General features: G+C 45.9%; 19 protein-coding genes and 1 tRNA gene. 6 read left to right on the forward strand and 14 right to left on the reverse strand.

Features of this window, described 5'->3' with window-relative positions:
• Window positions 1–15: 15 nt before the first annotated feature.
• Genes ftsA through murC form a run of 3 tightly spaced genes read right to left on the reverse strand, consistent with a single transcriptional unit; the run spans window position 16 to window position 3710 of the window.
• Window positions 16–1512, reverse strand: a complete 1497-nt coding sequence (gene ftsA / locus A3GI_RS0102035) for a cell division protein FtsA (protein ID WP_018359816.1) — start codon at window positions 1510–1512, stop codon at window positions 16–18.
• A 29-nt stretch (window positions 1513–1541) separates the two neighbouring features.
• Window positions 1542–2315, reverse strand: a complete 774-nt coding sequence (locus A3GI_RS10270) for a cell division protein FtsQ/DivIB (protein ID WP_018359817.1) — start codon at window positions 2313–2315, stop codon at window positions 1542–1544.
• 12 nt (window positions 2316–2327) lie between these two features.
• Entirely contained in the window at window positions 2328–3710 is a 1383-nt protein-coding gene (gene murC / locus A3GI_RS0102045) for a UDP-N-acetylmuramate--L-alanine ligase (RefSeq protein ID WP_018359818.1), read from the reverse strand.
• A gap of 452 nt (window positions 3711–4162) precedes the next feature.
• On the opposite strand from murC, the gene A3GI_RS0102050 reads away from it, so the two are divergent.
• A complete protein-coding gene (locus A3GI_RS0102050; protein ID WP_018359819.1) occupies window positions 4163–5320 on the forward strand; it encodes a DNA polymerase III subunit in 1158 nt (385 codons plus the stop codon).
• Between the two features lie 25 nt (window positions 5321–5345).
• Here A3GI_RS0102050 and A3GI_RS0102055 read toward each other — a convergent pair whose 3' ends face one another.
• The 6 genes from A3GI_RS0102055 to typA all read right to left on the reverse strand — a co-directional run bounded on the left by A3GI_RS0102055 (window position 5346) and on the right by typA (window position 10765).
• Window positions 5346–6389, reverse strand: a complete 1044-nt coding sequence (locus tag A3GI_RS0102055; protein WP_018359820.1) for a glycosyltransferase family 2 protein — start codon at window positions 6387–6389, stop codon at window positions 5346–5348.
• Between the two features lie 115 nt (window positions 6390–6504).
• On the reverse strand, window positions 6505–7842 hold the full coding sequence (mtaB, locus tag A3GI_RS0102060) for a tRNA (N(6)-L-threonylcarbamoyladenosine(37)-C(2))-methylthiotransferase MtaB (protein WP_018359821.1): 1338 nt from the start codon (window positions 7840–7842) through the stop codon (window positions 6505–6507).
• A complete protein-coding gene (locus tag A3GI_RS11100; RefSeq protein WP_018359822.1) occupies window positions 7820–8269 on the reverse strand; it encodes a hypothetical protein in 450 nt (149 codons plus the stop codon). Before A3GI_RS11100 ends, mtaB begins: the two co-directional genes overlap by 23 nt.
• Window positions 8251–8652 carry a DUF3276 family protein gene (locus A3GI_RS10280; protein WP_018359823.1) on the reverse strand — a complete coding sequence of 134 codons (402 nt, stop codon included), beginning with the start codon at window positions 8650–8652 and terminating at the stop codon, window positions 8251–8253. Before A3GI_RS10280 ends, A3GI_RS11100 begins: the two co-directional genes overlap by 19 nt.
• A 142-nt stretch (window positions 8653–8794) precedes the next feature.
• Window positions 8795–8869 (reverse strand) — tRNA-Pro (locus tag A3GI_RS0102075).
• Between the two features lie 90 nt (window positions 8870–8959).
• The gene (gene typA / locus A3GI_RS0102080) at window positions 8960–10765 is read right to left on the reverse strand and encodes a translational GTPase TypA (protein WP_026215872.1); all 1806 of its coding nucleotides are present in this window, start codon (window positions 10763–10765) and stop codon (window positions 8960–8962) included.
• 392 nt (window positions 10766–11157) lie between these two features.
• On the opposite strand from typA, the gene A3GI_RS0102085 reads away from it, so the two are divergent.
• The 4 genes from A3GI_RS0102085 to A3GI_RS0102100 are packed head-to-tail and all read left to right on the forward strand — an operon-like array spanning window position 11158 to window position 16385.
• A complete protein-coding gene (locus tag A3GI_RS0102085) occupies window positions 11158–13131 on the forward strand; it encodes a glycogen debranching enzyme N-terminal domain-containing protein (protein WP_026215873.1) in 1974 nt (657 codons plus the stop codon).
• Window positions 13128–14387 (forward strand): glycosyltransferase, encoded by a 1260-nt coding sequence (locus A3GI_RS0102090; RefSeq protein ID WP_018359826.1) that lies wholly within the window; start codon window positions 13128–13130, stop codon window positions 14385–14387. Before A3GI_RS0102085 ends, A3GI_RS0102090 begins: the two co-directional genes overlap by 4 nt.
• Window positions 14387–15673: a glycoside hydrolase family 57 protein gene (locus tag A3GI_RS0102095; protein WP_018359827.1), complete on the forward strand. Its 1287-nt coding sequence runs from the start codon at window positions 14387–14389 to the stop codon at window positions 15671–15673. The genes A3GI_RS0102090 and A3GI_RS0102095 overlap by 1 nt, the downstream gene beginning before the upstream one ends.
• Before the next feature lie 4 nt (window positions 15674–15677).
• Entirely contained in the window at window positions 15678–16385 is a 708-nt protein-coding gene (locus tag A3GI_RS0102100) for an RluA family pseudouridine synthase (protein WP_018359828.1), read from the forward strand.
• A gap of 69 nt (window positions 16386–16454) precedes the next feature.
• Here the strand turns inward: A3GI_RS0102100 and A3GI_RS11105 are convergent, their stop codons facing one another.
• From A3GI_RS11105 to A3GI_RS0102125, 5 genes are all read right to left on the reverse strand, one after another.
• Window positions 16455–16994, reverse strand: a complete 540-nt coding sequence (locus A3GI_RS11105; RefSeq protein WP_162151341.1) for an outer membrane beta-barrel protein — start codon at window positions 16992–16994, stop codon at window positions 16455–16457.
• A gap of 70 nt (window positions 16995–17064) precedes the next feature.
• The gene (gene fabG, locus A3GI_RS0102110) at window positions 17065–17811 is read right to left on the reverse strand and encodes a 3-oxoacyl-[acyl-carrier-protein] reductase (RefSeq protein ID WP_018359830.1); all 747 of its coding nucleotides are present in this window, start codon (window positions 17809–17811) and stop codon (window positions 17065–17067) included.
• A 33-nt stretch (window positions 17812–17844) separates the two neighbouring features.
• The gene (locus A3GI_RS0102115) at window positions 17845–18459 is read right to left on the reverse strand and encodes a TetR/AcrR family transcriptional regulator (protein ID WP_018359831.1); all 615 of its coding nucleotides are present in this window, start codon (window positions 18457–18459) and stop codon (window positions 17845–17847) included.
• Between the two features lie 294 nt (window positions 18460–18753).
• Entirely contained in the window at window positions 18754–20133 is a 1380-nt protein-coding gene (locus tag A3GI_RS0102120) for a BACON domain-containing protein (RefSeq protein ID WP_162151340.1), read from the reverse strand.
• A gap of 594 nt (window positions 20134–20727) precedes the next feature.
• Entirely contained in the window at window positions 20728–20994 is a 267-nt protein-coding gene (locus tag A3GI_RS0102125; RefSeq protein ID WP_018359833.1) for a hypothetical protein, read from the reverse strand.
• 193 nt (window positions 20995–21187) lie between these two features.
• Here A3GI_RS0102125 and A3GI_RS0102130 point away from each other — a divergent pair, with 193 nt between their 5' ends.
• Window positions 21188–22744, forward strand: coding sequence for a BACON domain-containing protein (locus A3GI_RS0102130; RefSeq protein ID WP_026215875.1), 1557 nt, complete (start codon window positions 21188–21190; stop codon window positions 22742–22744).
• Window positions 22745–22772: the final 28 nt, after the last annotated feature.

The raw sequence follows: 22772 nt of genomic DNA on the forward strand, positions 1-22772 counted from the left end.
AGTCCGGAAATGTGTTTATCTGTTATCTTCCTCATCTTCATCGGCATTGAAGAGATCCGAAAGTCTATTGCCGAAATTGCGCAGTCCTTTTGCAAAGGTCAGAGCGCTGCGGTGTCTGGGTCTTGCTTCTTCTTTATCTTCTTCGTCCGTTTTTTCGAATCTCTGCCTTTCTGTTTGCTTGGGCTGCTGCGGTTTTTGGGGATGGCCGTTTTCATTCTCAACCGTAACGGTTATTACTTTGTCCGTATTGTTAAGATCCAGACTGTCCGTCTCCTCCTCCATCGTTGCTTTGGCGTCCTTTTCGTCGTAGTCGGCTTCATTGTACAGCTCGCTTAGCGATTTCTCCTTGTAGTTGACGCAGTTTTTCTCTGCCATGGCAAGCAGTGCAATGGCTGTCAGATACCGATCGCTTTCGTTTTTACGGAGGATGTCGCTCGTTTCATCGACAAGATCTCTGCGTATGGATGCATACCTGAACGGATCGAAATACTCTCTTAGCTGTTGTATATAACCGTCTATTTTGATAGCCCCGCCCGTCATGATGAGTCCGGCGCCCAGTTTTTCTTCGTAGCCCGACTCTTTGATCAGGTTGATATAGTTGTAAGTGATTTCATTCATTCGTGCAGCCACCAGTTGATTGATGTCCTGCTGTCTGATTTTTCGCTCCGTCATCTGGTCTGCCGAACTGATGGTTACGATGCGGTCCCGTATACCTTCAAGCATCATGGAGCTGTTGGAAATTTTCAATGCCTCGGCATCCGGCTCCACAAGCCTCAGACTGGTCAGGTCGCGTGTTACGTTTTGCCCGCCGAAAGGCAATACATATAAAGCTGCCAGCAATCTGTTGTTGTAGATCGAAACCGTTGTGCAGCCGCCGCCCATATTGACGAATGCACAGCCGAGTGTGCGCTCCTCATTGCTCAGTACGGCTCTGGCTTCTGCAATCGGCGAAATCAGGATACCTGCCAGTTCCAGTTTCAGATGATTTTCAATAACGGTGTGTATGTTTGTTATGATATTCTTGCGCACGGTAATGACCTGAAAGCAAACCTCGATACGTGAGCAGCGGATACCTTGCGGGTTCGTTTCGGGGCGTCCGTCCACATAGTATAAGGGGTCTGTTACCATGACTACCGAAGCACCCTCGAAGTTTATGTTGTTAGCCTTTTCTCGTAGCTGCTCCAGATGATCCTGCGTGATGATTTCGCCTTCTTCTCCCAAGTCCATTTCTGTGGTGAAGGATCTGGATATCATGGATTGGCATCCCAGCCCTACGTATACCGATTTGATAGTCGTCTGTTCGTCCAAACGGCTGTTCAGGCTCTCGATTATTCTGCGCAACATCGTTGCCGTAGCATCGATGTTATAAATATAGCCATGGCGTATGCACCCCATAGACCGCTCCGTGTGTACTGCCACCGGGATAACGTGCCCGTCCGGCAGTTTGCTGCCCACAAGTCCTACGGTATAAGTGCTGCCCAAATCTATAACAACATACAATTCCTCTTTCACTGGCTCAATATTTTAAGATTATTGTTTTTTTACTCCTTCGGCGAACCGATATGGGCCGGTGAGCCGTCAACCGATTTCGCTATGACCTGTCCGTTAAACTCCAAATTTAGCGATTTATATGCTTCCCATCCGACCCGGGGGATAACTTCGTCGCAGAAAGCGCGCAGGTTGTGCAGTTTGGTTCTCCATTTGGGTGTCGTTCCCATGATAATTTGCATTGTTCCCAACCTTGGCGTCAGAATGATGTTGCCATCCTTCCGAACATACACTTGTGTGAAAAAATTTTGCCAGTAACTGTCATTCTTGATGATTTTGATCAAGTCGTAAACAGCTCCCAAAGCATAGTCCCTCTCCACATGGCCGGTTACCAGCGGCACCTCTACGGCATAGCGCGGATTGCACGGGATAATCCCTCTGTCTGTGGAGATGTAGTAAACCGAATCTCCTGCCTGTACGATAAACATAGGGGATTTCTGCTCTATTTGCAACACCAGGCTTTTGGATACCGGAGAGAGATAGACCTGCGTATTGCTGAAAAGCGGATTTTTCCGCAAATTCTCTTCCACTTCGTAGATGTTTATCGTGCCTAACTCTTTACCCGGCAAGTCGAATTTCATCAGTTCCAACTCTTTTCGCACATCTTCCCGGGTCATGAAAGCAATCTGTCCGGATTTGCTGATCATCTCCACATCCACCCCGGAACATTTGCCCGAAGGCCGATGCCGGAGTGCGAAGTAGATCACTACGGACAAATATGCCAGCAGAAGGAAAAAGCCGATGATGTATAATATCTTTTTTATCATGGGACTTCGTTTTTACTTTATGTTTTCCATCAGCAATTCCTTTACCGGCAAGACGAGACGATCTATGTTGCCTGCGCCCAGCATGATGATAATCCGTGGCAACTCTTTCAGGTGCCGGCTTAAAAATACGGTTAACTCTTCCCGGGGCAAAACCGCCATCGGCTTAAGGCTCATGTGGTCTGCGATCAACTGTGAGGTCACTCCCGGCATCGGCTCCTCGCGTGCCGGATAAATGTCTATCAGGATGGTTTGGTCTATCAGGTCGAGTGCCGATGCGAATTCACGATAGAAGTCTGCCGTGCGGCTGTACAGGTGTGGTTGGAAGATGCCTAAGATACGTTCGTTGGGGTACAGTTTGCGCACGGAGTTTAGCGAAGCCTGCAGTTCTTCGGGGTGATGCGCATAGTCGTCGATGAGTACGAATCGCTCCGTGTTCAACACGCGGTCGAACCGTCTGTGGCTACCGGCGAAAGACGCGATCCCCGATTGCAGCTCTTGTATGTTCACCCCGTTCAGATATGCCGCTGCCATCGCTGCCGTTGCATTCTCCACATTAATATAGAGCGGTACACCCAATTTGACAGCCAGCGGCGTACCGTTGTCGTCCGGATAATGCCAGCGGAAAGTCAGCTCGCCGTTTTCGGTGTCTATGTCCGTTGCATAGAAATCAGCCGGTTCATTCACCGCATAGGTCAGTGAGGTCACGCCCGGCTTTGTCCTGGGCGAAATAGCGATGCCTTTCTTCATGATCAGGTATCCGCCCGGCCGGATGAGGGCTGTAAAATGCTCGAAAGCCTCGCGGTACGCTTTGGGTGTACCGTAGATATCCAGATGATCCGGGTCGGCAGCCGTTATGATGGCCAGTGCCGGGGTCAGATGGTGAAAAGAGCGATCGAATTCATCCGCCTCCACGACCACCAGATCGCTCTTCTCCGAAAGCAGCAGATTCGTTTTGTAGTTATTGGCGATGCCGCCCAGAAAAGCATTGCAGTCCACATGGCTTTGTTTGAGCAGATGGGCAAGTATGGTGCTCGTTGTGGTTTTGCCGTGTGTGCCGGCTATGCAGAGCGCTTTTTCCATGCGTGTGATATCCCCTAAAATTTCAGCCCTCTTGACCACACGGTAGCCCTGTTCGATGAAGTACCGCAGTTGAGGGTGCGAAGAGGGCACCGCAGGCGTATAAACCACCGTGGTTTCTTCTCGTTTGGGAATTTGCGGTACGATAGCATCCACGGCATCATCGAATGTTACTTGAATGCCTTCGGAAATTAACGCTTCTATCAAAGGGCTTGGTGTAAGATCGTATCCGGAAACCCGGTAGCCTTTGGCATGAAAATAGCGAGCCAAAGCACTCATACCGATTCCTCCGATACCAATAAAATATACTTGCTTCATGAGGCTTTTTTGTTTCGAAACAAAGATAACAAACTTGCTTGTTAAAGTTTGATACTATTGCACTTAAATATATAAAACCACCCTTTGCGTTCCTTATGATTTTTCATTAAAACTTAAAAACAGTTGTTTGGTAATTCAGGATGCGCCGGGCAAAGGCTGAAAATCCGTAGCGCTACGGATTTTTGACGAAGTTAACTTGGATTTTTATTCTTTGCCTGAAGAATTTTCAACCGTCAGGCAGAGAAATTCAATGATTTCTAAGATGCTGTGGCAGAGTGCTTTTTCAAACTGAGAAAATTGTCCGTTCCACTTGTTTTTATATTTCGGTTTGGATTATTAAAGACGGTCTTTTTCCGATAATACCGGGCTCTCGGGCTGAGGGCGACGCAAAAGAATTATATTTGTGAAGCCATAATAATGTGTTACTATAAAACATTTTTCCTCTCACTACGATGTATTTCAGGGATATTATCGGGCTTGAAGACCTCAAGCAACGCCTTATCGACAATGCACGCTCCGGACACATTGCACACGCCCAACTGTTCTGCGGAAACGAGGGCAGTGGAGCTTCAGCTTTGGCACTGGCTTATGCACGCTATCTCAATTGTCATAATCCGGGTGAAACGGATGCCTGCGGCCGGTGTGCTTCGTGCTTGAAATACGATCGCTTGGCGCATCCCGATTTATTCATGCTGTATCCGTACATAAACGGCACTAAACTGTCGTCCGAGGATTTTCTGCCGCATTGGCGGGATATGCTTACCGATAAGGGAGCTTACTTCAGCCGAACGGAGTGGCAGGAAGAGATCAAGGCAGGAAACAGTCAGCCCATAATTTACAGCAAAGAAAGCCGGTTTCTGGATGAAAAGCTGGCTTATAAGGTTTCGGAGGCCAAATACCGGATTATTTATATCTGGCAGCCGGAAAAAATGCACGAAACGCTGGCTAATAAACTGCTTAAACTGGTGGAAGAGCCACCCGAAAGAACGATTATTCTGATGGCTTCGTTCGATCCGAACCATGTGTTGGGTACGATATTGAGCCGCATTCAATATGTGAATGTAAGACCGCTTTCGGACGAAGAAATTAAAGAAGGTATTCGTCAACGGGGCTTATTGTCGTCTTCGGGCGAGGAGCAATTACAAACACTGGCTCATCTGGCACAGGGGAGTTTTAAGCATGCCTTGGAGCTGATCGAAGGGAACGAGGAGGCACGGGAAAATTTCGTGATTATAGAAAAAATACTGACCGGCATTATGAAACCCGACCCCAAGGAGATGCGTAGTATATCGGAAGAGATCGCCGCATTGGGGCGGGAAAGTCAGATACGGTTAGTGTCGCAGCTCGGTTCTTTTTTCAGAGAATGCCTTATTTTGCCTTTCGGGCAGTGGCAGCTCAATTATTTGCGATTGGACCAGATGGGGCTTGCCCGTGAAATCAAGGGTGCTGTCAATGAGAAGAATATCGTTTCTCTTATGGCGGAATGCGACCTTGCAATCAGGCATATCAAACAGAATGTGAATGCCAAAATGATTTTCTTCGATTTTATCCTGCGCATCACATCGGCACTGACACCCGCTTTCAAATCGCTGGGGCTGCGAAGGCCTTAAAAAGATTTTACCGGAGAGGGGAGAGCTATTTTAGCTTTGGGAGGACGGAATAAGCAGCTCTTTTTCGTATGAAATATTCCCATACGATGCTGTAATGTTTCATCCCTCTCGGCCATTCGATGATTGTGTACGATAAATTTTCCTGCCGGGCAGCTTTGAAGTTTTTTCTCATTTTTTTATAATCTTGCCGGGCTTTCAGGGCTGCGGCCGCATGCTTCCGGTTTCCTTTGAGCAGGAACATCAGTGCAGACAGATGGTCGAGCCAGTAACGGACGAACATGACCCTGTGCAGGCGTTTGGCGGGAAGATTTTTATAGAGCATGAGCAGGTTGTTCCTGAAATTGAGATAAACTTTCCTCGGATTATTCATGTCCAGACTGGCTCCTCCGATATGGTAAACAGTGCTTAGCGGAGTGAAGATAACTCGTTTGGCTCGTGCTTTGAACCGCCAGCAGAGGTCGATTTCCTCCTGATGGGCAAAGAAAAGAGGGTCTAACCCGCCTGCTTCGATATAATCACGAGTGCGGACGATCAGGGCAGCTCCGCTTGCCCAGAAAATATCGCCCTGTTGCCGGTCGTATTGTCCGCAGTCTTTTTCCACGGCATCGAAAATACGTCCCCGGCAAAAAGGGTATCCCCACCGATCTATAAAGCCCCCGGCGGCACCGGCATATTCAAAAGATTGTGGATTGCGGTAAGAACGGATTTTGGGTTGAACAGCTGCTACGGTAGTATCTTCTTCCAGAATGCGCAGAGGCTCGTCCAGCCACCCCTCGGAAAGTGCCGCATCGCTGTTCAGCAGTACGGTGTAGGGGGTATTCACCATCTTCAGAACACGGTTGTAGCCATCTGCAAAACCGTAGTTTTCAGAGAAGAGGATTTGCTCTGTTTGCGGATAGGTTTTCTTCAGAAATTCCACCGATCCGTCCTCCGAATGATTGTCGGCGATAATGAGTTTGGCCGTATCGCCGGGTACGTAGCGTACCCAGTTCGGCATCAGTTCCTCCAGAAGATTCTTACCGTTCCAGTTCAAAACCACCACCGAAACCTTTGGTCGTATGTCTGCCATTGCAAGAAGGTTAATGAACGAATCCGGGTCTCCGGTGCAAAAGGAGCACAGTGTGCCGGACTCGCAGTATCGTTTGCCGGAACAAATATATCGATTTATCCATGATCGACCTCTTTCAGAATGTCAGGCTGAGCATCGCCGGGTCGAACCGCTTGGGTACGACTTCTTCCAGCTGTCCCACACTCTCTTCGCTGTATGGCTTGGCCACGCGGATGTACTGGTCGGAAAAGCCCAGCATCATACCGTCGTGCTCGGCTTGCTCCCATAGCACACGGAGGGGCTGCCCGATGTGTTCCCTGTAAAACGCTCTTAACTTTTTATCGGAGAGTTTGAGCAAAGCCTGACTTCGCTTATGCTTATCCTGCGATCCGACGGCATAGGGTATCTCCAGAGCCTTGGTACCCGGGCGTTCCGAATAGCTGAAAACGTGCAATTGCGTAAAAGGGATGGATTCCAAAAACCGGTAACAGGCTTCAAAGTATTCGGGGCGTTCGCCACGTGTGCCTACAATGACGTCTACCCCGATAAAACTGTCCGGCATAACCTGTTTGATATGCTCGATGCGATTGCGAAAGAGTGCAGTATCATAACGTCTTTTCATCAGCTTGAGCACCTCATCGCTTCCGCTCTGCAACGGGATGTGGAAATGCGGCATGAAATGTCGGGAGGAAGCACAGAAGTCTATCACTTCGTCCGATAGCAGGTTAGGCTCTATCGAACTGATGCGATAACGCTCGATGCCTTCGACCCGGTCTAAGGCTTTAATCAAGTCGAGAAACGTTTCTCCCGTCGTTCTCCCGAAATCTCCGATATTGACACCCGTAAGCACGATTTCACGCCCTCCGTTTTCTGCAACGGAGCGTGCCTGCTGCACCAGAGATGCAATCGAGCCGTTGCGGCTCCGCCCGCGTGCCTTGGGTATGGTGCAATAGGTGCAATAGTAGTCGCAGCCGTCCTGTACTTTCAGGAAATGACGTGTACGGTCATCTGCCGAAACGCTGGGGCTGAAAGTACGGATATCTTTGGTGGGTGTATGGATGATGTGGCTGATACCCAATCCCTGACTGTTGTTTTGGGATGAGATTCGCTCGGCATGTTGCCGGAGCAGATTGATCAGATCCAGCTTCTGCTCGGTGCCGATTATCAGGTCTACACCTTCTATGGCGGCAATCTCTTCCGGGCTAAGCTGTGCATAGCACCCTGTAACCACGATTAACGCACCGGGGTGTTCCCGCCGGGCGCGGCGAATCATGTTACGGCACTTTTTATCCGCCAGTTCGGTTACGGAGCAGGTGTTGATAATGCAGACATCCGCTTTTTCTCCCGGTTCCACTCTGCGTACACCCTGTTCTTGGAGTGCTTTGCCGATCGAGGACGTTTCGGCAAAGTTGAGTTTGCAGCCGAGAGTGAAGTAAGCGGCTTTTTTATTTTCAAATATGTTGATATCGATCATTGATGATTTGTTTTATCGGCTTGATGTAACGGAGGGAGGTCAGAATGAGGGCTATTCCCAATCCGGAGTAAAAGCCGGCGATGAAGCTGTCCGGTATGTAGGGGCGGCTTCTGAGCCAGATGCCGAAATTGATCATAACGATAATGATCAACCACGTGGACGGTTTGAAACAATAATAAACCGGCAGCCGATCCCCCGGTTTCGTTCGAGTATATCGGAGGTTTTCCTCAACCACCGGAGGGAAGATAAAAAAAGTGAATGCAATCAGGGCAACCAGCGCCCATGCGACGGGAATGATAAATGAGGACGGAAGCGGAGCCCAACGGCTGATGCCCACATAAAAGATTTTTATGCCGGGCACAAGCCAGAACAGAGCTGCTACGATGTGCAGGAATTTGCGGGAAGCATTCAGATATCTTCGGGCCATTGTATTGTCAGAGATTCGTCTTCTTCCGTCAAAAGGCTCGATGTTTCAGCCAGTCCCTGCTTCAGTGTTTCGGATAAATCGGATTCCCCGGCATCCGCCACCGGCCCGGTATCCGCCTCGTCTGCACCTGCGGCGATGCGACCGGCTACGTCGGCCAGTGCTTCCATAAACTTTTGGAGATCTTCTCGATATACGAAAATACGATGACGCTCTATCTTTCCGTTCGGATCCGAGCTTTTGCTTTCGGTCAATACCAGATAATCGTTGCCTTTGCTGTCTTTTTTTGCGTCTATATAATAGAAGCGTTGCCCGGCCTTTATACGACGGGTATAGTATGCGTCCGTTTTACTCTCGTTTTCTTTTTCTTTCTGCATCTTATTCATACTTTTTCAGCCTGAACCCGGATTAAATATATTCGGGCATATCACAATGGAATGGCTTCTAAGATAATACTTTTGTCTTGTTTGTTCTTGCATAACAACAAATCAGGCAGCCGACAAAAGCCGACTGCCTGTTTCCCAAGTGTCGGGGTACCAGGATTCGAACCTGGGACCCCCTGCTCCCAAAGCAGGTGCGCTAACCGGACTGCGCTACACCCCGAAGACTACGACAGAAAAGTATCATCTTTCTGAAATAGTGGCACAAAGATATAATATTAATTCCGAATACCGGCAAATTCCTCTAAACAAATCAGGATTGGCGCCCCTGACGCTTACGCTCCGTTTCATCAAGAGTGATCTTGCGCATACGCATACTTTTCGGCGTAACTTCTACGTATTCATCGGATTTGATGTATTCCAGCGCATCTTCCAGACTGAAAATCACGGGCGGCGCAAGGCTTACCTTGTCGTCGCTGCCCGAAGCGCGCATGTTGGTCAGTTTTTTACTTTTGCACACATTTACGCAAAGATCTCCTTCTTTGGTATGCTCGCCCACGACCTGACCGCCGTACACTTCTTCCTGAGGAGAAATAAAAAAGCGCCCGCGGCTTTGCAAATTGTTCAGGGCATAGGCATAGGCTGTTCCGCTTTCCAATGCAATGATCGAGCCGTTATTACGACGGTCTATTTCGCCTTTCCAGGGCTCGAAGTCCATAAAACGGTGTGCAATGACTGCTTCACCGGCCGAGGCGGTAAGAACGGTATTGTTCAGACCGATGATCCCTCTTGAGGGTATTTTGAATTCCAGAAAAACACGGTCGTTTTTGCTGTCCATCATCGTCATCTCACCTTTGCGTTTGGTTACGATATCGATAATGCGGCTGGCGTATTCTTCGGGCAGATTGATGGTCAACTCCTCTACCGGTTCGCATTTGACGCCATCGATTTCTCTGATAATAACCTGCGGTTGTCCCACCTGCAATTCGTATCCCTCGCGACGCATGGTTTCGATAAGCACGGAAAGATGCAGTACGCCCCGGCCATAAACCAGCCACGAGTCGGCAGATCCCGTCGGCTCTACACGCAAAGCCAGATTCTTGTCCAGCTCCTTGATGAGACGATCGTGTATATGTCGTGAGGTTACGAACTTACCTTCCTTGCCGAAAAACGGAGAGTTATTGATGGTAAACAGCATACTCATGGTCGGTTCGTCTACGGCAATGGCATTCAAAGCTTCGGGGGCGGAAGCATCGGCAACTGTTTCGCCGATTTCGAATCCTTCTATGCCGATCAGAGCGCAAATATCTCCGGAACCGACTTCGGAAACTTTGGAACGCCCCAACCCTTCGAACGTATTTAACTCCTTGATTTTCATCTTTTGCTTCGTGCCGTCACGTTTGCACAGCATGATATCCTGCCCCTCTCTGAGTGTGCCGCGATGTATGCGCCCTACGGCTATACGGCCTACATAAGAAGAGTAGTCCAGAGAAGTAATCAGCATCTGTGCCGGTCCTTGTATTTGTTGCGGTGCAGGGATATGGGCAACGATGGCATCCAAAAGAGCCGTAATGTCTTCGGCCGGTTTTTGATAGTCCGTGCTCATCCAACCGTTTTTTGCCGATCCGTATATCGTGGGGAAATCGAGTTGCTCTTCCGTGGCATCCAGACTGAACATCAGGTCGAACACCAACTCCTGTACCTCGGCAGGGCGACAGTTGGGTTTATCTACTTTGTTGATTACGACTATCGGTTTCAACCCCATTTCGATGGCTTTGTGCAGCACGAAACGTGTCTGTGGCATAGGCCCCTCGAAAGCATCCACCAGCAGCAGGCAGCCGTCCGCCATATTCAATACGCGTTCCACCTCGCCGCCGAAGTCGGCGTGCCCCGGAGTGTCTATGATGTTGATTTTAGTTCCTTTATATTGTATGCTTACGTTTTTCGAAACGATTGTAATACCACGCTCGCGTTCCAGATCGTTATTGTCCAAAAAAGTGTCTACTTCTGCCGCTTTGTCGTCCCTGAACAGTTTGCCGGCGAGCATCATCTTATCCACCAGCGTTGTCTTGCCATGGTCCACGTGGGCTATAATGGCAATGTTTCTAATATCTTGCATTCTTTTATATATTTTCGGCAAAGTTACATTAAATGAAGCAAAACGCATGATACATAGGCACAAACGCATCCCTCCGCCAAGGGTATAGCGAGCTTGATGGGCAGATTGCGTAAATGAAATAATTTCTTCGTTCAATGGACTGATTGATTTCTCAAGCTGGAGCCTTGATATCTTTCGGAGATTTATATCTGTTCTTACAGTACCGGTTCTCTGGAAAACAAGTGTTTTCTGCAACTTCTGCATATCTTTAATCCCTGATAAGTGGCATTTCCTCGAATAAATTGTGAAAACAAGCTTGTTTTCTTTCTTTGAAGGCTTTTCGAGCAGTAAAAATCCAATAAAAAAACGATATCTTAGCAAAAAGAAGTCTCACAGCCTTTAATTAAATGCCCATGAGTTACTTAAAGTTTGACAGACGGCTCATGTCTAACCTCGATGAATCGCTCCAGTACGAACAGTTGCGCACAAACAGAATGGGCGCTTACAGCTGCTCCAGCATCGTAGGGTGCAATACTCGAAAATATCACGGATTGCTGGTGGTGCCTATTCCGGAGTTGAGCCATAACAATCATGTACTTCTATCGTCTCTGGATTTAACCATCATTCAGCATGACGCTCCTTTTAATATTGCCGTACACGAATATAAGGGAGATGTGTTCAGCCCCAAGGGCAACAAGTATATTCGAGAGTACAATGTCGATGTGACTTCATCGACCACTTACCGGGTGGGGGGAGTGGTGATGCGTCGGGAGCATCTCTTCTGTCATTTCCAGCATCGAATCATTTTGAAATATACCCTGCTTGAGGCGCACAGTAAAACGCAACTCAAGTTCAGTCCTTTTCTTGCTTTTAGAGATGTGAAGATGCTGACGCATAAAAATACGGATATCAACGAAGCTTACGATCAGGTTAAAGGGGGTATACGCACGAGACTGTACAACGCCTATCCGGATCTATTCATGCAGTTTACGGCGGAGGACATCGATTTTGTTTCGGAGCCGCACTGGAATGAAAACATTGCTTATCTCAAAGAGCGTGAACGCGGGTACGAATATCTGGAAGACTTGTATGTGCCCGGATACTTTACGTGTACTATCAAGAAGAACCGACCGGTTTACTTTACCGCCGGATTGGAAGAAATAAATCCTGAGGAATTGGAGGGTCTTTTTAATCGCGAAGTAGCGGAGCGTATCCCCAAAAAGGACTTCAAACATTGTCTGATGAATGCATCGCAGCAGTTTTACTACAGGCCGACACCTACGGACGGCTATCTGCTGGCCGGCTATCCATGGTTTGCAGCCCGCACGCGGGATATGCTGGTTTCGCTACCGGGATGCACGCTGCTATCCGATGCACCGGAGCGTTTCGAGCGGATCATGAACACGTTTACGCCGTTGATGTACAAATTCATCGATCAGGAAGAGATAACGCCTGAGATTCGCAATATCGGTGACCCTGATATCGGAGTCTGGTATGTGTGGGTTATTCAGCAATATGCCCAATGGGGAGATCTGGAAACGGCCAGACGGAAATACGGTAAGGCTGTGAAAGATATTGTGGAGTACTATCGAAAGAATATACATCCTCTGGCACGTATCGTACCCAACGGCTTGCTTTATGTCGAGAGCGACGGACGCCCCCTGACGTGGATGGATGCAAAACTCGATGGCAAGGCCGTGGTGGCGCGTGAGGGATACATCGTAGAGTTGAATGCCTTGTGGTATAACGCCTTGTGTTTTCTTAGCGAGCTCTATCCCGAAGAAGAAGAGACATACCGACCGCTGGCCGAAAAAGCGAAAGAAAGTTTTGTAAAAGTTTTTCATAACCGGTATGACTATCTCTTCGACTATGTTCGTGAAGAAGCTCTGCAGGATTGGAGCGTAAGGCCGAACATGATTTTTGCCGTATCGTTGCCGTATTCGCCCCTTACGCGTCCACAGCAGCGTAAGGTACTCGAATTTGTTACCCGTGAGCTTCTTATCCCGAAAGGTTTGCGTTCGCTAAGTCCTAAAAGCGAAGGTTTCAAGGGGATCTGCGGGCCATCTCAATACGAACGGGAACTCTCCTATTATAACGGCTCTGCGTGGCCCTGGCTGCTCGGTGCCTACTGCGAATCTTATCTGAAAGTAAACGGACGGGCAGGTATTTCTTTTATCGAACGTATCCTTATCGGAATGGAAGAAGAGGTTCATTTGCACGGTATCGGCACCATCAGCGAGCTGTTCGACGGCAATCCGCCGTACAAAAGCCGGGGAGCTATTTCCTTTGCCATGAGTGTGGGGGAAATCATACGTGCCTTGCACTTGCTGGACGAGGCGAAGAAGAACGAAGAAGACGAAATTAACCCCATTATACAATACGTATGAAAGCATTGATGTTTGGATGGGAATTTCCTCCGCATATTCTGGGAGGGTTGGGAACCGCCAGTTTCGGATTGACGAAAGGCATGGCGCAGCAATCCGACATGGATATTACATTCGTTATTCCGAAACCGTGGGGCGATGAAGATAAAAGTTTCCTGACGCTGATCGGGGCCTCCGAAACTCCTGTGGTGTGGAGAGATCATGATTATGATTATGTGCATGAACAGCTGGGCAATAAAATGTCTCCGGAGCTTTACTACCGGCTGAGAGATCATATTTATGCCGATTTCAATTATATCGGAACGAATGAATTGGGGGCAATCCAGTTTTCGGGAAGATATCCGGACAACCTGCTGGAAGAGATCAACAATTATTCGATTATGGCGGGGGTTATCGCTCGCTCGCTCGACTTCGATATCATACATTCTCACGACTGGCTGACCTATCCGGCAGGAATACACACCAAGAGCGTTACGGGAAAACCTTTGGTGGTACATGTGCACGCTACGGACTTCGACCGGAGCAGGGGCAATGTAAATCCGCAGGTTTTTGCCATAGAAAAGGACGGTATGAACCATGCGGATCACATTATTACCGTAAGCAATCTGACACGGAAAACAGTTATAGAAAAATACGGGCAACCGCCTGAAAAAGTGACTACTGTGCATAATGCCGTGACTCCTTTGTCGCCAGCCATTCTTTCTCTGCCGGATATGCGAGGGGTGAAAGAAAAGGTCATCACTTTTCTGGGACGTATTACCATGCAGAAAGGACCGGAGTTTTTTGTCGAAGCTGCGGCCAAAGTGCTGAAAAATACCGATAATGTGCGATTTGTTATGGCGGGTAACGGCGATATGATGGATGAGATGATCAGGCTGGCTGCCCGGCACGAGATTTCAGACCGGTTCCACTTTACCGGTTTTATGAAAGGACAGCAGGTTTACGAAGTCTTTAAGTCCAGCGACGTATATGTGATGCCATCGGTTTCCGAACCTTTCGGCATATCTCCTTTGGAAGCCATGCAGTGCGGTGTGCCCAGTATCATCTCGCATCAATCGGGTTGTGCCGAAATCCTCGAATATGCCATAAAAGTGGATTATTGGGATGTGGATGCCATGGCGGACGCTATGTATGCGCTTATCACTTACCCCGAACTCCATACCTTCTTAAAGGAAGAGGGACTTAAGGAAGTCAATAACTTGACCTGGGAAGCCGCAGGGCTTAAGGTTAGAAACATATATGATAAATTGGTTAGGTAATGAAACAGATCTGTCTATACTTTGAGCTGCATCAGCCATTCAGACTCAAACGGTATCGTTTTTTCGATATCGGTAACGACCATTATTATTACGATGATTTTCAGAATGAAGATATATTCTTGCGGGTAGCCGAACAGAGTTATCTGCCGGCAAATAAGATGATGCTGGAGCTTTTGCACAAGCACCCCGACTTTAAGGTTACTTTCTCTATTTCGGGGCTTGCCATCGAGCAGATGGAGTATCATAAGCCGGAGCTGATCGAAAGTTTCCGTGAGCTTGCAGAAACGGGGCGTGTGGAATTTCTGGCAACGACTTACGCTCACTCGATTTCGGCGCTCTATGATGAGGTGGAGTTCAGAAATCAGTTGAAGATGCATCGGGCTAAAATCAAGGCCGTTTTCGGTGTGGATACAAAGGTTTTCCATAATCCCGAACTTATATACTCGGACGATATAGCCAGGGTGGTTGCCGCTGAAGGGGTACAAACGATTGTAACCGAGGGTGCCAGACATATTCTGGGTTGGAAAAGTCCGAACTATCTGTACAAGGCGGCTTCGACCGGCAAAGTCAAACTCTTGTTGCGCAATGCGGGATTGTCGGATATGATCGGCGCAAATTTTACCCGTTACGATTCTCCGGATTATCCCGTGACGGCCGATAAGTTTTTGGAGCGTATCAAATGGCTTCCCATAGGCGAGGATGTAGTCAATATCTTTCTGAATTATGCCGTTTTAGGCATAGATCATCCTGCACATTCCGGAATCTTTGATTTTTTTAGGGCTCTACCGGATATGGCATACAATTACGACGTTTCTTTTGCCACCCCATCTGAGGTTGTGAAGAAGCAGAAACCGGTAGACCAGCTGTCTGTGGTTTATCCCATCAGTTGGTCCGGTGAGGAAAAGAGTACGAACTACTGGAACGGCAATATTCTGCAGCAGGGCGTGATAGAGAAGTATGTCAAGTGGGGCGAACGGATACGGATGTCTCAGGATCGTCGTCTCCTGCAGGAGTGGTTGTATCTCCAGAGCTCCGATCATTTGTATTATATGAGTACATCGAAGAAAAATAACCCCTACAGTCCTTACCAGTCTTCTTACGATGCTTTCAATAACTATATGAATGTGCTCAGCGACTTTTTACTTCGTGTGGAAAGTCAGTTCCCCAGTTCAGTGGAGAATGAAGAGTTGAATGCCTTGTTGTTGACAATACAAAATCAAAATAATACCATTGAGCAACTGCAGGCCGAAATAAATAAACTTAAGGAAAACTCAAAAAAACAGTAAAACGTTGCAAACTTCGCAAGTAACTCACACCGATCGTTTTACTCCCACGGTTCTGTATGAAGACAATCATCTGCTGATTATAGCCAAGAAACCGGGTGAAATCGTTCAGGGAGATAAAACGGGCGATGAACCGCTCGTTGAATTACTGAAAAACTGGCTCAAGGAAAAGTATTCCAAGCCCGGTAATGTTTTTCTGGGTGTGGTGCATCGTTTGGACAGGCCGGTGGGCGGTGTCGTTGTTTTTGCCAAAACAAGTAAGGGCCTAAGCCGGATGAGCGAACTTTTCAGGAAAGGCGATGTGAAGAAAACTTATTGGGCAGTTGTTTGCAGGAAGCCACCAAAAAACGAAGATACGATTACGCACCATCTCGTTCGCAACGAAAAACAAAACAAAAGCTATGCTTATAGTACGCCCCAGCCGTCGAGTAAAGAAGCACGGTTAAGCTACAAATTGCTTTCCTCTACAGATAAATATCATTTGCTGGAAGTGCGGTTGCATACGGGGCGTCATCATCAGATAAGGTGCCAGCTTGCTGCCATCGGTTGTGTGATAAAAGGCGACCTTAAGTACGGTGCGCCGCGCAGCAATCCGGATGGTAGCATAGGCCTGCTCTCGCGCAATATCAGCTTCATTCATCCCGTTTCAGATAAAGATATCGATGTAACGGCACCGGCACCGGACGATAATTTGTGGAATGCTCTGACTCATTGATTATAAAACAATAAAAAACCGGAAGAAATCAATCTTCCGGTTTTTTGTTGTTTATAGGGAAAGGTTCGATTACATTCTGAAGGTAACACCCAAATTGACATTGGAAATACCGTATCCCAGTTCCATAAAGGCTCCCACTTTCGGAGTGAAGAAGTAACGGGCACCGATATTCAGATTCCATGCCAGGCCTGAGCTTGTAGAGTCTATATCACCGAAGTCTCCGGAAAGAGAGACGCTGCGATAGCCTAACATAAGTCCCAGATAAGTATCCAATTTACCCAAGAAACCATAGTGCAGAGCCAAACGGGGACCTATAACAAAGTGATTTTCTTTAAGGCTGTTAACCTTATAAGGCTTATACTTATAGCTGGCATAACCGATATAAGCACCTAGCCCAAGGCTTCCGTTTCCATTGCTGAAAATGTTGTCTGCCAATCCTAACTCATAAGATGCAGACAGAGGAGGAATAACCATTGTATAGTTATTTAATGAGTTTAACCCCAAACCTAAGTTCAGCATACTTTCTCCTTTTCTGAATACAGACTGAGCATTCGCCGAAACTGCTAAACCAACCAATACAATGATTGTATAAAAAAATTTCTTCATCATTTCTTTCTTTTTAACGGGATAGAACATTTATTTAATAAATCCGGGTGTAAAGATAATGAATTTACATAAATTAACAATTCATCCCCCCACAAACAGAGATAACCTGCCCGGTAACATAAGAAGAAAGATCGCTACCCAGAAATACTGCTACGTTTGCTACATCTTCCGGCGTACCGCCTCTTCTCAGCGGAATTTGCTGTGCCCATTGTTTTTTAACATCCTCACTAAGCACATTGGTCATTTCGGTAATGATAAAGCCCGGAGCGATAGCATTGGCACGTACTCCGCGTGAACCCATTTCCTTGGCGATGCTTTTGGCTAAACCGATCATGCCGGCTTTGCTTGCCGAATAGTTCGCCTGTCCCGCATTACCGGATACACCCACCACCGAAGCCATGTTGATGATGCTGCCTTGGCGCTGTTTCATCATAACCGGTGTTGCTGCATGGATAAGATTGAAAGCGCTTTTCAGATTCACATTGATCACTGCATCCCATTGCTGTTCGGTCATACGCATCATCAGCGAGTCGCGCGTGATACCGGCATTGTTAACCAAAATATCCAGATGCCCGAAGTCGGCCACAATCTGATTTACCACCTCGTGAGCGGCATCGAATTCCGCCGCATTAGAGGCATAAGCCTTTGCACGCACGCCCATGGCTTTCAATTCTTCGATAAAAGCCTCTACCGTCTCATCTATTTTCAGATCGGTTATAGCTACATCTGCACCTTCCTGTGCATATTTCCGGGCAATGGCCTGTCCGATGCCCCGTCCTGCGCCTGTAATCAGCGCTACTTTGTTTTCTAACAGTTTCATAAATCTATTTGATAGATATTAAACATCCAACATTCAAATCTTTGCTATGTCTGCATCGTGATCTTCTTCACGCAGTCTGCGCCCTTCGGGTGTACAGATACCCTGGAAAATCAAGAATTTTGCATTCGAAAAAAGACGTTCGAACTCCTTTGAACCGGGGGTTCTCAGGTGTCCGCTGATAAATGGAACTTCGAGTCCTTTCATAGAGTTTTGTATGAGTCTTGACATCATATTGCTGTCGGGCAGATTGAAAAGCCCCTGATTTATCCCATCGTCGAGGATATTCCGAATCAATTGCTGCTCGCGGCGGTCAAAACTCTTTCTGACTTCTTCTACCGTCCATATATCCTTGAAAAAGTCTGCTCGCAGCGACCCGTTGCGCATGACCAGTTCTCTCATGGCATTCAGATGCCTGTAAGTAAAAGCCAATAGTTTTCTGTCAGGTCTCAACCCTCCATGATAGACTTCCTCCAGTTCACAATAGAGCTTATTCAGTTCGCGCTCGATAACAGCCTCAAAAATTTCATCTTTACTTTTGAAATAGGTGTAGATCGTACGGCGGCCTTTATGTGCAGCGTCTGCGATGTCATTCATCGTTGTTTTAGCTACACCGAACCGGGCGAAGAGCTGCCTCGCCACATCCAACATCAATTCCTTCGTTTTCGACAAGACTTAAAGCTTATTAAAGATTAAACATAAACATCCTCTTGCACAAATTTAACCAAAAAGTGCAATAAGTTTCAGTAAATAAAGAATCTTGCGTTGTTTTTAACAATCAAAACGCAATGTTTTCTTTTTAAGAAACGCTTTAGCCATACCGTTTTATTGTGGTATTCTTCAAGGTGTATTGCTGTTTTTATAAAAGAGGGGCTGTGTCAAAATGAATTTTGGCACAGCCCCTCTCGGTATAGATAAATTTATCGTAAAGTCTTGCGCGTTAGCTTATCTGTATCGATGGGTCGTATATTGCTTTTCTTCATATTTTTTTGAAGAAGGAGCTACCGTAGAGAACAGATGTAAGTCGATGACAGGGCCCAAATCCTGTAAGGTTACCCAGCGAATTGCAATGCCAAGTTTTTTCTCATTGTTTCTAAACTGATGCCATCCGCCGCTGTAACCGACATAAAAGAATCCTTCTTTTTTGCACAGAGCCTTAAATTCGGCTGTCACCAGAGTAAACCCTTCCGCTTCGTAGAAAACAAGACTTTGTTTCGTAAAATATTGAGCTGTTTCAGAAAGTTTTCCATTTCTCTTGTATAAGAAATATGCCCTTCCTTTTGTGTCGGGCATGTTTTTGACATCGAAGAAGTAATAATTTTCCGACATTTTAGGGTCGTTTATAACGCATAAACCATCGTTCATGGTGCCGTTATGTTCTTTTTCATATTTCTTTACGTCATCCAATGTTGCATTGTTAAAGTCGGTAAGTCCATACGGCAGCTTGTCGAATGTGGGCAGTGGGGCAGGTTGTTTGGGAACGATGGAGAAAATAATCTTTCCCGAATCCCCTTGCATAAATTTTGCATTGATGATATAGACTTTATCGCCTTTGTTTGCCTCTTTCTCATATTCCGAGTCTGAAACTTTTACAAAGTTGTTGCTTTCGAGCATTTTCAGGAATTCCGGGTCATTGTAGATATCGTTGTTACTGACATCCATGTAGATATAATCAAGAGATTTTTGGTAGAACCCGTATTGTACTATTGGGAAAATCGGGCTTGCAGTCTCCCAGGTAATCGAACCGCCGGAGATATAGCCCATGTCTATTTTAATGTTGCTTTTGCGCCCCAGTTCGAAAGCTTTTACATCGGCTTCTGTTGCATTCAGATCCAGTAATGGCAGAATGTAGTGCATAGCTCCGGATTGCTCGATGAAGATTTCTTTGGGTGCTTTTTTATCGGCTCCGGATAAAAGCAGTCTTGCCTTGCGAGCCTCTCTGCTTTTGTTTTCGCTTACTTCTACAAGAACTTCGTTTTTATGGTTCTTAGGGGTTATTTTAACCCAATCCACGTCCGTGCTGATAACCCAATCCTGCACATTCGCAACAATGTCGAACTGATACTTTCCGCCCCATTGGTCAATGTCTAATTTGTCCGGTATCGAAACGATACTGATGTCGGAGGCTTTTTGTGTGACAAGAATTTTTCTTCCGATGCCGGCGACGACCATAATTTCACCTTTCCGCTCTTTGGTCAAGGGGTTTGCAAGTACTTTTACGGTTAAGGTGTTTTCAGACTGTGTCAGTTCGATCCAGTCTACATTGCTTATTGCAGTCCAATCCGACCGGTTTGTGGTTATGGTTATTGTTTTTTCTGATGCCATTTTGGGAAATTCGAGGTTTTTTTCGACGATCGTAAGTATCGGTTCTTCCTGTTCATTCTTTTGGCATGAGGTAGTGATAAAGGCAAACAATAAAAATAATGTCGAAAATAATTTTGTTTTCATTGATTTTATAAAATAGTGTTTTGTAGTATTTCGATCCGTAGCAAACCCCGATTATCGGGATTCGGAAAAAAAGAGTTAATAACAAAATTGCAAAGGCCTTATGACCCTCGATCACGAACGATGGTATTAGTTAAATCTTGTGTCTTCATGCGATCACGTTACAGATGTGGTATTAAATTTTTCAACCGGCAAACCTTTTTGTTGAAATATTTTGTTCGGACGAGGTGGCTGATTCTTGTCTGAATTTGTTTTATATACATGCTGGAGTAGGTAACTCCTTTAGTACAAATTTAATAAATATAAAGATCATTGATGACCTGTACTTGATGATGATGTGTGTGACGTGACGCGTTGACGTGTACTGACGTGTACTGAAAAAATCTCTGCCTGACGGTTCAAAATTCTTCAGGCAAAGAAAAAAAATCCAAGTTAACTTCGTTGAAAATCCGTAGCGCTACGGATTTTCAACCGTCAGGCAGAGAAAATTTTTGTTCTTTGAGGCTTTGTTTTTATGTGGGTTCGATGTCTGGATATTTCAATTTTCAAATCTTTTTTTGCAGAAAATTCTGGAAATGGTCTTAAAATTGTTTGGTCTTTTTGGTTTAATACTGTCTTTTTGTGAGTAATTCTTTCTTTTTGTTTTTTTCTGGTTGTAATTTGTGGCAAAGTGTGTGAAATTTTCTTCTTTTTGTTGAAATAATTTGTTTTGTCGATTTTTCCATTTATCTTGTGCTCCAATTAAAATTTACTCCTTTTGAAACAATATAATCCGGGTGTGAATTTGCCATGTGTTTCCCATCGGTTTTTTTGAAATTCCGTATGTGTGTCCTTAAATCTACAATAGTGTACTGCTTTGTAAGCAGGAACTGAATTTTTTGATATAGTTAGGTGTTAATTTTCTAATGTGTTACATTTTTAGATTTATTATCTTATGAAAAAAACATTGTTATTTTTGATGATGCTTTTAACCGCATTTTTTACCTATTCCTGTTCTTCCGATGATACCGAAGAACCCACTTTATCTTTATCCGAATACGAATTGAGTTTTCCTAAAACAGCTTCGGAAAAAACGATCACCGTTACAACTAATCAGAGCGAGTGGGTTTTTGTAGCCAATGCAGATTGGGTTAAATTGAGTCAGTCCGGTAATTCATTGGTGATTAAAGTTTCGGAAAATATAAGTGCTCAACAACGAGAGGCTGATATTATGGTTGTTGCGGGTGTAGGTAAAACAATACACCTGAAGCAGGAGGCCTCGGCTGTGAATATCGTTCCCATTCCGGATCGTATAGATGTCGATCAATGGGGTGGAAAATACCAGTTCGATGTGGAAACGAATGTGAAAGACTGGAAGGTAACAACAGAAGCAGACTGGCTCAAAGTAATGAAACGATCCTATAAGAGTGTGGTTGAAGTTGAAGTGTCGGAGAATAAGAATGACGCAAGCCGGATAGCCAAGATTTATATCTCCGATATGGCCGGCAAGGGCATTAAGGAGTTTGTTGTTAAACAAAACGGAGTGATGAGCTACATCCTGCCATGTTTGCAACCCGGAGCTTCGATGGGTGATGTAAAACGTTTTGAGGAAAATCGTAGAAGCTATCTCTCTATCGATTGGGGGACATTCGGAGAGAAAGAAGTGACTTTCAAAACCAAAAGTCGTGTTTTCCCTGCCATCACTTATTTATTCTTCAAAGGAACACTTTCTTCGGTAAACCTGAAAGCTGAAAATCCGGAAGATTTGACCAAACCTGAAATGGAGCGGGCTTTGATTGATGAAGGCTTTGAAAAAGAAGTTTCCGGTGATAACGTTGCATATAGCAAGAGTGTGGAGGCAGACGGCAAACCGTTTGTAATAGCAGCGCGTATAGAGAAAGAAAAAGCACGTGCGGTGTTTGTTATTATTCCCCGTCAGCCTGTTCCCATGCCTACCTTTAAGGAAATTCCTTATACATTGACAGGTTTTGGCAAGGATAAGACGGAAGATGTTTTTGCTTATGAAAAGGAGCATGGTGGAGAGTATAACAAGGATGAGTCCAATCTGGAGAATGAGAAAACCAATTTCCTGTATTTTGATGTGAAGAATACGCCGGATTTGGTGGCCCGTTCTTATTACATCGATAAAGTAGAAGGGAAACCGACTACTTTGAGCGAAACCGGTTCGTATTATACCAAACAAAGCCTTGTGTTTTATGAAGTATTCGGTCAGACCTATCTTACAGATGAGTTTAGAGCTCTCGCCAAACGGGATGGTTATCAATACCTCGGGCTAAAAGGTTTGAATGAAGACTGGCATTATTTTGAAAATAAAACGAAGAAACTCGTTATGGTAGTCAGATGGATTAAATATAACGATATGGATATGCCGGTGGTGGATCTCCATTTCTTTAGATTGAAAGAAAAAACATCCGGAGGGAAAGATTCATCCGATATGAAAAAGTTTGAAAAACAGCTGCTTAAACATCAGTCTGCGAAATCCCTTTTTTAACGGAAAATTTCCGGGAAAAATATAGCTG

This window comes from Porphyromonas macacae DSM 20710 = JCM 13914 (assembly GCF_000379945.1).
Classification (GTDB): Bacteria; Bacteroidota; Bacteroidia; order Bacteroidales; family Porphyromonadaceae; genus Porphyromonas; species Porphyromonas macacae.